At 60.9% G+C, this 14,356-nt stretch carries 12 protein-coding genes; 5 read left to right on the top strand and 7 right to left on the bottom strand.

Going from position 1 to position 14,356, the window contains the following annotated elements; genetic code table 11:
• Positions 1-3: 3 nt before the first annotated feature.
• The gene (locus tag BUA42_RS09965) at positions 4-1,311 is read left to right on the top strand and encodes a M16 family metallopeptidase (RefSeq protein ID WP_072778391.1); all 1,308 of its coding nucleotides are present in this window, start codon (positions 4-6) and stop codon (positions 1,309-1,311) included.
• Positions 1,312-1,392: 81 nt separating this feature from the next.
• Here BUA42_RS09965 and dapA read toward each other — a convergent pair whose 3' ends face one another.
• Entirely contained in the window at positions 1,393-2,268 is an 876-nt protein-coding gene (dapA, locus tag BUA42_RS09960; RefSeq protein WP_072777604.1) for a 4-hydroxy-tetrahydrodipicolinate synthase, read from the bottom strand.
• A 224-nt stretch (positions 2,269-2,492) separates the two neighbouring features.
• Between dapA and BUA42_RS09955 the strand changes: the two genes are divergently transcribed.
• Positions 2,493-4,355, top strand: coding sequence for a lytic transglycosylase domain-containing protein (locus tag BUA42_RS09955; RefSeq protein WP_342716003.1), 1,863 nt, complete (start codon positions 2,493-2,495; stop codon positions 4,353-4,355).
• Here the strand turns inward: BUA42_RS09955 and BUA42_RS09950 are convergent.
• Together BUA42_RS09950 and mnmC2 are read right to left on the bottom strand one after the other, a co-directional pair.
• A complete protein-coding gene (locus BUA42_RS09950; RefSeq protein WP_072777602.1) occupies positions 4,329-5,195 on the bottom strand; it encodes a DMT family transporter in 867 nt (288 codons plus the stop codon). The genes BUA42_RS09955 and BUA42_RS09950 overlap by 27 nt on opposite strands.
• Complete coding sequence (mnmC2, locus tag BUA42_RS09945) at positions 5,192-5,869, bottom strand: tRNA (5-methylaminomethyl-2-thiouridine)(34)-methyltransferase MnmC2 (RefSeq protein ID WP_072777601.1); 678 nt, start codon at positions 5,867-5,869, stop codon at positions 5,192-5,194. Before mnmC2 ends, BUA42_RS09950 begins: the two co-directional genes overlap by 4 nt.
• 47 nt (positions 5,870-5,916) lie before the next feature.
• Here mnmC2 and BUA42_RS09940 point away from each other — a divergent pair, with 47 nt between their 5' ends.
• A complete protein-coding gene (locus BUA42_RS09940) occupies positions 5,917-6,957 on the top strand; it encodes an NAD(P)/FAD-dependent oxidoreductase (RefSeq protein ID WP_072778389.1) in 1,041 nt (346 codons plus the stop codon).
• Here the strand turns inward: BUA42_RS09940 and pdxR are convergent.
• The gene (gene pdxR / locus BUA42_RS09935; RefSeq protein WP_072777600.1) at positions 6,950-8,422 is read right to left on the bottom strand and encodes a MocR-like pyridoxine biosynthesis transcription factor PdxR; all 1,473 of its coding nucleotides are present in this window, start codon (positions 8,420-8,422) and stop codon (positions 6,950-6,952) included. The genes BUA42_RS09940 and pdxR overlap by 8 nt on opposite strands.
• Positions 8,423-8,651: 229 nt before the next feature.
• Positions 8,652-10,127 (bottom strand): ABC transporter substrate-binding protein, encoded by a 1,476-nt coding sequence (locus BUA42_RS09930; protein ID WP_072777599.1) that lies wholly within the window; start codon positions 10,125-10,127, stop codon positions 8,652-8,654.
• Between the two features lie 153 nt (positions 10,128-10,280).
• Between BUA42_RS09930 and panB the strand changes: the two genes are divergently transcribed.
• Together panB and panC are read left to right on the top strand one after the other, a co-directional pair.
• Positions 10,281-11,114 (top strand): 3-methyl-2-oxobutanoate hydroxymethyltransferase, encoded by an 834-nt coding sequence (gene panB / locus BUA42_RS09925; RefSeq protein WP_072778388.1) that lies wholly within the window; start codon positions 10,281-10,283, stop codon positions 11,112-11,114.
• Positions 11,111-11,953 carry a pantoate--beta-alanine ligase gene (gene panC, locus BUA42_RS09920; protein ID WP_072777598.1) on the top strand — a complete coding sequence of 281 codons (843 nt, stop codon included), beginning with the start codon at positions 11,111-11,113 and terminating at the stop codon, positions 11,951-11,953. Before panB ends, panC begins: the two co-directional genes overlap by 4 nt.
• 82 nt (positions 11,954-12,035) lie before the next feature.
• Here the strand turns inward: panC and BUA42_RS09915 are convergent, their stop codons facing one another.
• Positions 12,036-13,310: an acetylornithine deacetylase/succinyl-diaminopimelate desuccinylase family protein gene (locus BUA42_RS09915; protein ID WP_072777597.1), complete on the bottom strand. Its 1,275-nt coding sequence runs from the start codon at positions 13,308-13,310 to the stop codon at positions 12,036-12,038.
• Positions 13,311-13,365: 55 nt separating this feature from the next.
• Positions 13,366-14,343, bottom strand: a complete 978-nt coding sequence (locus tag BUA42_RS09910; protein WP_072777596.1) for a DUF2125 domain-containing protein — start codon at positions 14,341-14,343, stop codon at positions 13,366-13,368.
• Positions 14,344-14,356: the final 13 nt, after the last annotated feature.

The following is a 14,356-nucleotide window of genomic DNA, read 5'->3' as shown; positions in this document are numbered from 1 at the left end:
TTGATGACCCGTGTCTTTACCGCTCTATCTCTGGCCGTTCTGTTCGCCACCCCGTTGCGGGCCGAGATCGATATCACAGAGGTCGAAAGCCCCGGAGGCGTGAATGCTTGGCTGGTCGAAGAGCATTCGATACCATTCGTCGCGCTGGAACTGCGCTTCAAGGGCGGAGCGTCCCTCGACCAAGCTGGCAAGCGCGGTGCGACCAATCTGATGGTGGCATTGCTTGAAGAAGGGGCTGCAGAGCTCGACTCTCGCGCTTTTGCAGAGCAGGCAGAGGCCCTTGCTGCGTCGTTTGATTTCGACATCAGCGATGACGCCGTGTCGATTTCGGCACGCTTTCTGACGGAAAATCAGGACGAGGCGCTGGCGCTTCTGCGCGATGCGCTGACCCAGCCGCGCTTCGATCAGGACGCAATTGATCGCGTGCGGGCGCAGATTGTTTCGGGCATCCGATCAGACCAGCAGGATCCGGATTTTCTGGTCGGTCAAGCCTTCGACGAAATGGTGTTTGGCGATCACCCCTACGGATCGCCGATCGAAGGCACTGAGGAAAGTGTCACGGGTCTCACCCGCGATGACCTTGTAACCGCGCATGCTGGTGCATTGGCCCGGGACCGCGTTTATGTGGGCGCGGCTGGGGCCATCTCGCCCGAGAAGCTGGCTCAGGTACTTGACAAGTTGCTTGAAGGGCTGCCTGCCGAGGGCCTCCCGCAGGCGGCGGATATCGATGTCGAAACCGCAGCGGGTGTCACAGTGGTGCCGTTCGATGTACCCCAATCGGTTGCCATATTCGGGCATGAGGGGCTCGCGCGCGACGATCCTGATTTCTTTGCAGCCTACGTGCTGAATGAAATTCTGGGCGGCGGCGGGTTTGATGCTCGCCTGATGGAAGAAGTGCGCGAAAAGCGGGGTCTGACCTACGGTGTTTACAGCTACCTCGTGCCGAAAGATCACGCAGCGCTGTACCTCGGCCGTGTTTCAAGCGCCAATGACCGGATTGCGGAAGCCATTCAGGTGATCCGTGACGAATGGACGAAGATGGCTGAGAACGGCGTCACCGCAGAGGAACTGGAAAGCGCCAAGACATACCTTACCGGGGCCTATCCCCTGCGCTTCGATGGCAATGGTCGGATCGCCAACATCCTTGTCGGTATGCAAATGGATGACTTGCCTGTCGATTACGTCAACACGCGTAATGCGAAGGTCGAGGCGATCACACTGGAGGACATCCAGCGGGTCGCGGCACGACTGCTTCAACCCGATGCGTTGCGCTTTGTCGTCGTGGGGCAGCCCGAAGGTTTGGAATCGTAAGGACAAACACCAGCTAAAAAAAAAGGCCGCGCATCAGTTGCGCGGCCTTTTTCGTTGGCTCTTGTGGAAGGTAAGGCTGGATTAATTCAGAAGTCCGGCATGGCGCAGACCGCTGTCAATCAGGTCGCGCGTCGGCTGCGATACCGGGAAAAGCGGCGGGCGCATGTCTTCGTCGCAAAGTCCCAGACGACTCATCGCGTATTTCGCACCGCACAGGCCCGGTTCTGTGAAGATCCCGTGATGCAGCGGCATCAGCCGATCCTGCAGGTCCAGCGCTTTACCGAAGTCTCCGGCGAGGGTCGCCTCCTGCATTTCCGAACACAGCTTTGGCGCGACATTTGCAGTGACCGAGATCATGCCCACACCGCCCTGTGCGTTGAAGCCGTGCGCCGTGGCGTCTTCACCGGAGAGTTGCACGAAGTCCTTGCCGCAGGTGATGCGCTGGGCAGACACGCGTGCGAGATCGCCGGTTGCGTCCTTAACGCCGATGATGCGCGGCAGCTTGGCCAATTCGCCCATCGTCTTGGGCGTCATGTCAACGACTGATCGCCCGGGGATGTTGTAGATGAAAATCGGCAGGGTGCAGGCATCATGCAACGCTGTGTAATGCCGGATCAACCCGTCTTGTGTCGGCTTGTTGTAGTACGGCGTCACGACCAGACCTGCCTGCGCGCCCGCTTTTTCGGCGTGCTGCAGAAACCGGATTGCCTCGGCAGTGTTGTTCGACCCTGCACCGGCGATGACAGGAATGCGCCCATTGGCGGCCTCGACCACGGAGGTCACGACTTCTTCGTGCTCTTCGTGGCTCAGTGTCGGGCTTTCACCCGTCGTGCCCACGGGAACCAGACCGTGCGTGCCCTGATCGACATGCCAGTCCACAAGGCGTTTGAGCGCGGCAAAATCCACTGCACCGTTCTTGAACGGTGTGACCAGTGCAACCATTGACCCACTGAACATTGTCACGCTCCTTTTCACGTTGTGGCAGTATTGCCGTTGCACCCGTCCCGCGAATGTGAGTTGAAGCTCACTTGGACCGGGTTATCCTTTAGCGAGCCGTCTATCCTGTTTCAGTGGGGAAAATGCAAGTCATGTTTCGGTTTAAGGCGGTCCTCACGGCGATTGCTTTTCTTGTGAGTTTGCCTGTTTTTGCCCAAACAGCGGACCGCCCGCTTGAGCGCGCGATGGACCTCATGCGCGAGGGAAACTGGGCTGCCGCGCAAATCGAAGCGCGGGGCGACGGGCAGGCGGCGCTCGATGTGATCTTGTGGCACTACCTTCGGGCGGGGCAAGGATCCGAGCGCGAAGTGACGGACTTTGTGTCGCGCAATCCGGATTGGCCGGGCCTTGCGTTTTTGAAGGAGAAAAGCGAAGCCGCGATGACGTCGGCTTCGGCAGAAACGATCAGGACCTTTTATGCAGGTCACGTCCCTGAAACAGGTGCGGGCGCGCTGTCGCTCGCGCGCGCGCATCTGACGGCGGATGACCGCGAGGCGGCTCATGACGTCATCACAACCGCATGGTTGACCTTAAGCCTGACCGCTGAAGAACAGGCGTCATTCGTAGATACCTATGGCGAGCTACTGGCTCCGCTGCATCCCGAACGGTTGGACGTCATGCTTTGGCGGGGATGGATCAGCAACGCGCAGGCGATGCTTCCGCTGGTCGATGATGGATGGGATGCGCTTTCGGCAGCGCGCCTTGGATTGCGGTCCGATGCTGCTGGCGTGGACGCGTTGATCGATGCGGTCCCGGCGGGCTTGAGCGCCGATGCCGGCCTGGCCTTTGAACGGTTTGCTTGGCGGATGCGCAAGGGTCGCACCGAGGATTCCATAGAATTGCTCCTGGCGCGGTCGTCTTCGAAAGAGACCCTGGGAAAGCCAGAGTTCTGGGCACGGCAACGGGCCGATCTGACCCGGCGCATGATGCGCGCCGGGGATTACGATCTTGCCTATCGCATCGCGTCTTCGCATCACCTCGACAGCGGTTCGCGCTTTGCGGATCTGGAATGGTTGTCCGGATACATTTCCCTGCGATTTCTTAATGACGCTGAACAAGCAGCGGAACATTTCGAAGCGTTTCGAGGGGCGGTCGACACACCGATCTCACTGGGCCGTGCAGGCTACTGGTTGGGGCGCGCGCATGAAGCTTTGGGAGATGACGCCGCCGCGGCCGAAGCCTATGCGTTTGGCGCGGAATACCAGACGTCATTCTACGGCCTGCTCGCAGCAGAGCGTGGTGGGATCGCACCCGATGCACGGTTGAGTGGTGAAGAACAATTCCCCGATTGGCGCGATGCGGCGTTTACCGACTCATCGGTCTTCGAGGCGGCGGTGCTCTTGCTTGATGCGAATGAGACTGCCTTGGCCGAACGGTTCCTCACACACCTTGCCGAAAGCCTGTCACGGACAGAGATCGGGCAGATGGGGCAAATGCTCGAAGACCTAGGCCAGCCGCATATTCAGGTCATGCTGGGCAAACGGGCAGCCCAATTTGGACACGAAGTCCATGCGCCGTATTACGCGCTACACCCGGTGGCCGAGGTCGGGCATGCCGTGCCGCCAGAGCTTGTCCTTGCGATTGCCAGACGCGAATCAGAGTTCGACCATCGTGTCGTGTCGCCCGTGGGCGCGCTTGGGTTAATGCAGGTGATGCCTGCCACAGCGCGTGAGGTCGCCGGATGGTTGGACGTGGAGTATTCCGAGACCAAGCTGCTAACCGACCCCGTCTACAATGCCGTTTTGGGCGGCACCTATCTGGAGCGTTTGGCCGACCAGTTCGACGGCAACGCCGTGATGATGGCGGCCGCCTATAACGCCGGGCCAAGCCGTCCGATCCGCTGGATGAACGAGCGTGGTGACCCAAGACAGGGTGGTATGGAGATCATCGACTGGATCGAGCACATTCCGTTTGCCGAGACGCGCAATTACGTCATGCGGGTGACCGAAAGCCTGCCCGTGTACCGCGCGCGCCTCGGGCGTCCTCCACATCCTGTGCCGTTTTCAGAAGAATTGATCGGCTCAACCCTTCTGCCTCTGTCGCCATAGGGTGAAAAGCCCGGCCGCAACGATCAGGCTCGCGCCAAAGATCACGTGCGGCTCAATGGTCTCACCGAAGAGGAAGATCCCGATGCTGGAGGCGAAGGGTAGCTGGAAATATGCAAAGGGCTGTACCGCGCTGGCTTCGGCCACGTCATAGCAGCGGATCAGCAGATAATGTCCCAAGGCGCCGGTGACGCAGAGCATGGCCATCCATCCCCAATCCGCGCCGGACATGGGCTCCCAGAACCAGATTCCGATCAAGGTCATGTAGATGGCGCCGACCGTGCCTGTCCAAAAAAAGCTGGTGGCGGCGCTGTCTCGGCGCGCGGCGTAGCGCGTGAGCAATCCGTAAAGCGCAAACATCAGCGCCGACACCGCCGGAATGATCGCAAGGGGTGAGAATACATCGACACCGGGTTGCAGGATGATCAGGATACCGACAAAGCCGAAGCCGATAGCCGCCCATCGGCGCCACCCGACCTGCTCACCTAGGATCGGTCCTGAGAGCGCCGCGATGAGCAGCGGATAGCAGGCGAAGATCGCGTGGCTTTCCACAAGCCCGAGATAGGTAAAGGCGAGCACCATGACGCAAATCTCGCTGGCCAGAAGCAGACCGCGAAAGCCTTGGAGCAATGGCTGTTCGGTGGAGGCGGCGGTGCGCAATCCGCCTGCACGTCGGCTTGCGACGAAAACCACGAAGGCGGCGAAGAACCAGTACCGGATCATCACCACCATGAGCACGTTGTACGTGCTGGCGAGGTGCTGAGATAATCCGTCCTGAACAGCGAAAACAAAGGTCGTCGCGATCATGAGCCAGATGCCAAGCTTGTTGTTCGTCTCTGTCATGCGGAGGTTTTTCGCGCGATGGTCATGTGGCGTTTGCGGCCAAACCCGGGGATCCGTTCGGTGGTGAACCCCGCCGCATCGAGGGCACGCCGTACGTGGCCAGCAGCCGTGTAGGTGGCGGCCGTGCCGTTTTCGGTGGCCTTCGCACTGACATGGGCAAGCAAGTCCGGGTCCCAGAGTTCTGGGTTCTTTGCAGGCGAAAAGCCATCGAGGTACCACGCGTCGACCGGGCGTGTGAGGTGTTTCACGGTCTCTCGCGCATCGCCTTCGATCAAAGTGAACGACAGTCCCGGCAGCGCGATCGTCCCTGCCTGTGCCAGCCAATATGGAGCAAGCTCAGCGGCGATGGCCGACAGCTCTGGAAAAGCCTGCTGAGCGCGGATCATATCGTCAGGGGTCATTGGGAAGGCCTCGAAGCTTGTAAAGTGAAGCGTTCCGGTTTGCCCGCTGGCGCGCCACAGGTGCATTGTGGCCAGCAGGTTCAGGCCGGTGCCGAACCCCAGTTCTGCGATGTGCAATCCGTCCCGAAACCGTGCAGGCAGGTCATTGCCCCGCAAAAACACGTAGCGCGTTTCGGCCAGACCATTGTCGAGCGAGAAATAGGGGTCGTCGAAGCGCCGGGACACAGGCACATCCCGGTCGCGCCATTCGACGGGTTCTGACTGGTGGTTCATTTCGAGATACCTTAACGACAGCGCGACATTGGCGAGGGGTGTCCGGATTGGCAATGGCGGAAATCACAGTGCGCGGGGCGGGGGTTTTCGGTCTCAGCATCGCGTGGGTGCTGGCCAGGCGCGGCGCGCGGGTTCAGGTGGTCGACCCGTTCGGCGCTGGGTCTGGATCGAGCGGTGGTCTTGTCGGTGCACTGGCGCCGCATGTGCCCGAGAATTGGAATGACAAAAAGGCGTTTCAGTTGGAAAGCCTGCTGATGGCAGAGGCCTTCTGGCCCGAGGTGCAGGAGGCTGGCGGCGTCGATCCCGGCTATGCGAGGTTGGGTCGCCTGCAACCCATCGTCGATGACCGCGCGCTTGATCTCGCGCGATCACGGATCGATGGTGCGAAGGCGCTTTGGCAGGGGCGAGCGGTGTGGGACGTGGTCCCTTCGTCAGACGCAGGGGAGTTCGCCCCGAGGACCGGGACCGGATTTCTGATCCTCGACACCCTGACCGCGCGATTGCATCCGCGACACGCCTGCGCGGCATTGGTCGCCGCTTTGCGAACCAGGCGTGTCGAGGTCGTGCCGGATGCCCAAGACCAGGGTGCGGTGATCTGGGCGACCGGGTGGCAGGGGCTTCTGGCGCTTTCTGATGCGCTTGGAAAAGCGGTCGGCGTCGGGGTCAAGGGGCAGTCCGTGGCCTTCCGCCATGCAGCTATGGTAGCGCCGCAGGTCTTCGTGGACGGGCTGCACATCGTACCGCACGCGGATGGTACGGTGGCAGTGGGATCCACGACTGAGCGGGAATTCGAAGACCCATCTTCGGTTGATGACCAGTGTGACGAACTTGTCGCCCGCGCGCGCGCAGCGATGCCAGTGCTGGCGGACGCACCGGTGATCCACCGTTGGGCCGGTGTGCGACCGCGCGCGCGGTCTCGCGCGCCGATGCTGGGTGCCTGGCCCGATCGACCGGGTCACTACATCGCCAATGGTGGCTTCAAGATCGGCTTTGGCATGGCCCCGAAAGTGGCGGAGGTGATGGCGGACCTCGTGCTGGACGGGTTGGACACCATCCCAGAGGGCTTCGGCGTCGACGCCTCTATGTGACGGATGTTGCGTCGATGGCGCGGGCGATTTCGGCGATGCCCGGATCGATCCGCGCCTGCGCAATCGAGCTGTAGGCGATGCGATAGAAGTTTCGCGGCGGGTTTGGTCCGGCAAAAAACGCGGTTCCCGGTTCAATCAGAACACTGGCCTCTTCGCGCAGGCGCACGGTCAATTCTTCACAGTCCACGTGATCTGGAGCGCGCATCCAGAAAGATGATCCGCCATGAGTGCCTTTTCCAGCGATTGTCAGGCCGTATTTGCGGATGGCGTGTTCCATGATCACACGACGGTCGTTCAGGGCCTTCCCGATGCGTTTCACAAGGCTGTCGTAGTGGCCGAGGCTCAGAAAATAAGCGGTCGTGCGCTGGGCGTGTCCTGGTGGGTGGCGCAAAATCGAAGCGCGCAACGCGCGCACCTCACGAATGAACGGGGCGGAGCCGACGATGTAACCAAGGCGCAAACCCGGAAAAAGCGATTTGGAGAAACTGCCGACATAGATCACGCGCCCGTCGGCATCGAGGCTTTTGAGCGCGGGCATGGGCGGTTTGATATGGGCGATCTCGAACTCGTAATCGTCCTCTACGATCAACGCATCCAGATCGCGCGCGCGGGCCAGAAGCGCCTGTCGCCGGGCGAGCGGCATCGTGTAAGAGGTGGGGCACTGGTGGCTGGGCGTGACAAAGATCACGTCCGCCCCCTCCGGGATCTGGTCCGGGGGTAAGCCATCCTTGTCCACGGGCGTTGCGTGAACGAAGCAGCGGGCGCGCATCAGGATCTCGCGCAACGCGGGATAGCACGGGTCTTCGATCACCGCGAGCCGGCTCTCGTTGAGCAATGCCTGCTTTGTCAGCCAAAGCGCGTTCTGCGCACCAAGGGTAATGAGCACTTCGTCGGGTCGCGCCGTGATCCCGCGCCGAGGAAGCGTGTGGCGCAGGATGAACTCGACAAGTTGTGGATCGTCCTGATCGGAATAATCCTGCGTCAACGCGGCGAAATCCTTGGCCCCCAGTGCCTGCAGGGCGCAAAGCCGCCAATGGGCATGATCGAAAAGCTGCGGGTCAGTCTGCCCGTAAAGGAAGGGGTAACGGTAGTCCTGCCAGTTCTGTGGTTTCACCAGTGTGGCATATCCCGTGAAGCGACGCCCCAATGCGCGGGTCCAGTCGACCGAGTCCGCGCGTTCCGGTGTCGCATCGAATGTCGGCGGTGTCGGAGCATCGTCCGAGACGAAGTATCCCGACCGTCCTTTCGAGCTTAGGTAATCGTTGGAGAGCAATTCGGTATAGGCCAGCGTCACGGTGATCCGGCTGACGCCCAGGTGTTTTGCGAGCTTTCTGCTGGAGGGGAGTTTCTCCCCACGCCGAAAACGACCGGACAGGATGCCCTCGGCCACCATCTGCTGGATTCGGGCCTGAAGCGTGCCTTTGGTGTCTGGCTTGAGAAAGAAGTTTTCCACCGGGATGCCCATGAACCGAGCGTAGATTGGACTTAAAGCCTTGGCAATCTGGTCTTAAGCCGATCTTCATGTCACGGATCAAGCTGGCCCAGAATTTACTGGAGACCCCCAAGAAACTTCGTACGAAGTTTCTTTCACCCGGGAACTAAATTTTGGTTATCCCCAAAAGAAAACTGCGACGGGACTACCACGCGTTCGCGTGTCCCGGCCGCCGCGGTTTCTGGTATTGCCAGCTGACTGCTCAGTTCGACCAACTCACCCCAGTAAGATCCGTCGCCTGTGTCGGCGCGTTCTGCCACAACCCTTGGATGCGCGCGTCTGCCACCGTCGGGAACGCCAACTGGAACAGATAGCCATTCACGTAGTCATCAGCGATCATGCGTTGGGCTTGCGCCAGAAGGTCGGACCGAGCCGCCGGATCGGTTGTGGCGGTGAGTGTGGTCATCAGCGCCTGAAATTCCGGATTGTCATACTGGAAATAGTACTCTGGCCGCGCATAGATTCCGATGTCAAAAGGCTCGGTATGGCTGACGATGGTGAGGCCGAAATCCTTCCCACGGAACACCTCTTCCAGCCACTGCGCCCATTCGAGATTGGTGATCTCGGTCTCGATCCCCACCGCGCGCAATTGCGCGGCGATGATCTCGCCTCCTCGACGGGCATAGGAGGGCGGCGGCAATTTCAGTGTCGTTGTGAATCCGTCGGCAAGACCGGCCTCGGCCAGAAGCGCCTTGGATTTCTCGGGGTCATACGCGGATTGTGACGTCAGATCGACGTAATCCGGGTTGTGCGGCGCGAAATGAGTGCCGATCGGTGTGCCAAGGCCGAACATCGCACCATCGATGATCGCCTGGCGGTCGATCGCATGGGCAATCGCTTGCCGGACGCGCAGGTCATCCAGAGGAGGCATCTTGTTGTTGGTGCTCAGGATCGTCTCGCCCTCGGTCGAGCCGACAAGCACCTGAAAGCGCGGATCGGCCTCGAATTGTGGAAGGTTCTCTGGGGCCGGGAACCCGGCGAAAGCGTCAACATCCTGAGCCATCATGGCGGCGAAGGCAGCGGTCGGGTCAGAGATGAATTTGAAGGTGGCGCGTTCCAGCGCCGGTGCCTCGCCCCAGTAGTCGGGATTGCGGCTGATCTCCACACGGTCGCCCTGCACCCATTGGTCGAATTTGAATGCGCCCGTTCCGACTGGCATCTGTTTGATGTTTTCAATGCTTTCGGGCGCGACGATCACCGCGTCTCCCCAGGCCATGTTGAAAAGGAAGTTGCCGTCGGGTGCGGAGAGTTTGACTTCGACGGTCGACGGGTCGAGGACCGTCACCTCTTCGATGCCCGCAAACAGGGCTTTTTGCGCGTTGGCACTGTCTTCAGCGCGGGCACGGTCGAGTGTGAATTTCACATCCTCGGCATCCATTGCGGTGCCATCGTGGAACGTCACCTCATCGCGCAAATTGAACGTGTAGGTCGTGCCGTCCTCGCTGATCTCCCAGCTTTCCGCCAGACCGGGCACCACCGATCCGTCGGACATGAACCGGGTCAGCCCTTCGAAAACGTTCGAGTACAGCACCGAGTCAATCGCGCCTGCAGCTGCGCTGGTCGGGTCCATATGCGGTGGTTCGAGCTGGAGCGCGATGGTCAAGTCGGTTTGTTGCGCGATGGCCGGGGTGCATAGAAGCGTCGCAGCCGCAACTCCGCTGAGAAAACGTCCGGTCATAGGTCCCTCCTGTTGATGGGCTGAGCCCCGTTGTTTGTCCAACTGTCATGGCGAATCGCCCTGCAATCAAGCACATGCTGCAATTTGCGCAGTGTCAGCACCCGGATGCGCTGGTATTTCGAATGCAACGAAGGCCAAGAAGGACGCCCCGCCATGAGCGCCACAGCCAGAAAATCCGCCCCTCTTCCCGACGACATTCGGGCGCGCAAAGGAGCTACGCCGTTGGTCAGTCTGACGGCCTATACGACACCCATGGCGGAACTGATGGATTCGCACTGCGATTTCGTTCTGGTGGGCGACAGTGTCGGCATGGTGCTGCATGGCCTGCCATCGACGCTGGGCGTGACGATGGAAATGATGATCCTGCACGGGAAAGCGGTAAAGCGCGGCCTCAGGCAGGCGATGATGGTCGTCGATATGCCGTTCGGCTCCTATGAGGAAAGCCCCGAGCAGGCCTTTCGCAACGCCGCACGACTGATGTCCGAGACCGAGGCCGGTGCCGTGAAACTCGAGGGTGGTGTGGGAATGGCCGACACGATTGCCTTCCTCGTCGCGCGCGGCATTCCGGTGATGGCCCATATCGGCCTGACGCCGCAATCGATCAACACCTTGGGCGGCTACAAGGTGCAGGGGCGCGGCGATGCCGCGGCGCAGCTGATCGCTGACGCGGAGGCGGTGTCGGAGGCGGGAGCCTTTGCGGTGGTGTTGGAAAAAGTGCCGGAGACGCTCGCGAACGAGATAACTGCGGCCGTGCCGATCCCGACGATTGGGATTGGCGCCTCCGCTGGCTGTGATGGGCAGATCCTTGTCGTTGACGATATGCTGGGCCTTTTCACACGGTTCAAACCGAAATTCGTGAAGCGTTACGCCACTTTGGGTCAGCAGGCCGAAGCGGCGGTGGCGGCCTATGCGGACGAGGTGCGCCGCCGGGCGTTCCCTTCTGCCGAGCATGTCTTCGGCGACTCTGCGCAGGAGCCGAAGTCGTGATCGTGCCGATTTTTCGGGACAAGTCCGAGTTACGTGCGTTGATCACACCGTGGAAACGCGCAGGCGAGGTGGTGGGTGTTGTTCCGACGATGGGGGCGCTGCACGATGGGCATTTGAGTCTTGTCGCTGCGGCCAAGGCGGTGTGCGACCGGGTTATCGTGACGATTTTTGTGAACCCGAAGCAGTTCAACAATCCAGAGGACCTCGCGAACTACCCGCGAACGGAAGAGCAGGATGCGCGCAAGCTGGAACGCTTCGCGGTCGATGCGATCTGGGTTCCGGACGGGGAACAGATGTACCCGGCGGGCTTTTCAACCAATGTGTCGGTATCCGGTCTCACCGATTGCCTGTGCGGCGCGACACGGCCCGGGCATTTCGATGGGGTGGCCACCGTTGTCTCCAAGCTGTTCCTGCAGACAAGTGCGGATAAGGCGTTCTTCGGCGAGAAGGATTATCAGCAATTGCAGGTGGTGACGCGACTGGCGGCGGATCTGGATATTGCGATTGAAGTGGTTGGCTGCCCGACCATTCGGGAGGAAGACGGGCTTGCCATGTCGTCACGCAACCTGCTCCTGTCAGATCGCGCGCGGGTCTATGCGCCGGTTCTGAACGAGGTGATGGAAGGCATGGCCGAAACGTTGCAGACCGGCTCGGAGATGTCTGACTTGTTGCCGGATGCGGTCAAGCGGTTGGAGACGGCCGGGTTCACAAGCATTGACTACCTCGAACTGCGTGCGGCCGATGATCTGCGCTTGTTGCAGTCGGCACAGGCACCGGCACGGTTGTTTGCGGCAGCGTGGCTCGCCGGGGTGCGGTTGATCGATAACATTGCGGTGTGAATTTTTCGAATTGGCTTCGCCAATCCGATCAGGGTGGGGGCTCTGCCCCCACACCCCCGAGATATTTCCGAACCGGAGAAGATCAGGGAAGGAGCAGGGTTTCGAGGCTTCGCGCCATGACTTTTGCGCTGTCGAGCATGTCGGAAATGCCGATCCATTCATCTGGTTTGTGCGCCAGTTCGAGCACGCCGGGGCCATAGGCAATGCAGTTCTTCAGTTTGCCGATGCGGTCGATGTGTTTCTGGTCGTAGCTGCCGGGGGAGGCGACATAGGATGGGTCCTGCCCCAAAACGTCGCGGATGGCGTCGTGCACAGTGGTGACAATAGGGGCGTCGCGTTCGGTCATTGAAGGGATGACGCGATTGATCTCACGGATCTCGTAGTCGAAATTTGCGCGGCGGGATTTGAGATCATCAAGTAGGTCGATGACCTCTTGCCGGACGGCCTCAATGGGTTCCTCCATCAGAAACCTTCGGTCAATGACAATGCGGCAGCTGTCCGGGACGCAGTGGGCAGGCAGGCCGGTATAGTCGGCGTCCTGCTCAGGCTGGCCGCCATGGATCGAATTGATGTTCATCGTTGATTGCCGCGCGCCGTCGGGGACGACGGGCATCTCCGTATGCCGGGCGGCCATGGCCGGGAAGAGCGTTTCTTCGAACGCGTGCAGAACGGCTCCCATGTGGCGGACGGCGCAATCGCCGAGAAAGGGCATTGAGCCGTGCGCAATCTCGCCCTTGGTTTCGATCTCGGCCCACCAGCCGCCGCGGTGTCCCAGACATATGCGGTCCTTGTTGAGTGGCTCCGGGATGATGACGTGCTGGACGCGTTTCGGGTCGAACCAACCGTGTTCTGCCAGATGGGCGACGCCGCCGTAGCCGCCGGATTCCTCATCCGCCGTGCCGCTGATCTCGATCGCGCCGTGATAGTCGGGATGTTCGGCAATGAAGGCGTCGACCGCGATGATCGAGGCGGCAAGACCGCCCTTCATGTCGCAGGAACCACGCCCGTAGATCCGGTCTCCTTCGACCGCCCCGCCAAACGGCTCGTGGGTCCAGCCGTGACCGACTTCGACCACATCCGTGTGAGAGTTGAAATGAACACAATCGCCACCGGACTTGCCCTCGCGACGTGCGATCAGGTTCCAGCGCGGGTAGCGGTCGCTGTCACCGGGCGCGCCTTCGGCACGGATCCAGGTTGTCTCGAAATTTGATCCGGAGAGGCGTTTGTCGAGATAGTCACAGATCGCAGCGTAGTTTTCGCCGGGCGGGTTCAGCGTCGGGATGCGGATGAGGTCCTGTGTGAGCGTGACCAAATCATCGCGGGCGTCGTCGATCCGTCGGAATATTGCGTCTGTCATGCATTCCCTCGCGTCTGGGTGGTACTGTCGCGGCGGGCGCGGGGTTTGGCAAGACTCAGCGCCAGCGCAAAGGTGGCAGTTCTCCGACGGGCAAGGGTCCAAGCCGGACGGCGCCGCGATCAAGCCCCAGTGTTACGTCGAGCGTTTCGCTGTTGCCGTTGAGAGAGGCGACAAGTGACAGAAGATCGACAAGCCCATCCGCAACCCCCTCGGGCAAATGGCCCTCTGCTTCGGCCATGCGCAGGCTTTCACGCCAGTTCTGCGCCTCGACGCGAAGCTCCCCCGTGGCGCGGCCTTGGCTGTCGAGATCTGCATCCCCGGCAAGTTGGAGCGTCAGCGCACCGTAATCGACCTGCGCTGTGCGAATGGAGAGCTGAGTGAGCTGCGGCAGGTCTTCCGCGAAGTTTTGCACCGTCAGAGCGTCTGACAGGTCGAAACCCATATCCGCGCGCAGTGTGGCGAGCGACTCCGGCGCAATTCCGGCGATGAGATCCGGTCTGGACATGGCCAGACCATCGCTTGACAGAAAAAGACGGTAGGATGACGGCGTGGGGGCCACGTGTTCGAGCGCGACATTGACACCGGCGGCCGCCAAGGTCTGATCCGGGCCGGCCAAATTGAGCACGGGCGCCTCGAAATTGCTTCGCAGGATGCGACCGTCCTCATGCACCACGCTGGCGCGCATCCCGTCTGAGGTGACCTCGATCATACCGGCGTCGGTTTGCAACGTCTGGCTGTCTGCCCACGCGACGATCACATGCCCGCGCTTGTAGCTAAGTCCGAGGATTTGTAAGAACGGCGTGGTCCAGGCGATCGACCCGTCCGGCGCGCGCAAGCTCGGGTTCGTCAGTGTCACATCAGTACGGCTTGGAAAGCCGCGCACGGTGAGGTCGGCATAGTCGGCGTCCCAACCGGCGGCGCGCATATCGGCGAACCAGTCTTCCACACCGCTTCGCATTTCTTGCGCGGCATAGAACCACCAGCCGGAATAGGCGAGCGTGGCCGCAACGATCCCCAGAAACAGGCGTTTCACCGACGCATCCCCC

The organism is Marivita hallyeonensis (assembly GCF_900129875.1).
In the GTDB taxonomy this organism is placed as follows: Bacteria; Pseudomonadota; Alphaproteobacteria; order Rhodobacterales; family Rhodobacteraceae; genus Marivita; species Marivita hallyeonensis.
Note: the sequence above shows the minus strand (reverse complement) of the source record. Positions and strands in the feature narration are given on the sequence as shown.

Bases quoted from the DNA above. Each gene is read 5' to 3' on its own strand.
- panB (WP_072778388.1), top strand. From the start codon at position 10,281: ATGAGCGCCACAGCCAGAAAATCCGCCCCTCTTCCCGACGACATTCGG.
- dapA (WP_072777604.1), bottom strand. From the start codon at position 2,268: ATGTTCAGTGGGTCAATGGTTGCACTGGTCACACCGTTCAAGAACGGT.
- BUA42_RS09930 (WP_072777599.1), bottom strand. From the start codon at position 10,127: ATGACCGGACGTTTTCTCAGCGGAGTTGCGGCTGCGACGCTTCTATGC.
- BUA42_RS09915 (WP_072777597.1), bottom strand. From the start codon at position 13,310: ATGACAGACGCAATATTCCGACGGATCGACGACGCCCGCGATGATTTG.
- BUA42_RS09965 (WP_072778391.1), top strand. From the start codon at position 4: ATGACCCGTGTCTTTACCGCTCTATCTCTGGCCGTTCTGTTCGCCACC.
- pdxR (WP_072777600.1), bottom strand. From the start codon at position 8,422: ATGGGCATCCCGGTGGAAAACTTCTTTCTCAAGCCAGACACCAAAGGC.
- mnmC2 (WP_072777601.1), bottom strand. From the start codon at position 5,869: ATGAACCACCAGTCAGAACCCGTCGAATGGCGCGACCGGGATGTGCCT.
- BUA42_RS09950 (WP_072777602.1), bottom strand. From the start codon at position 5,195: ATGACAGAGACGAACAACAAGCTTGGCATCTGGCTCATGATCGCGACG.
- BUA42_RS09955 (WP_342716003.1), top strand. From the start codon at position 2,493: ATGGACCTCATGCGCGAGGGAAACTGGGCTGCCGCGCAAATCGAAGCG.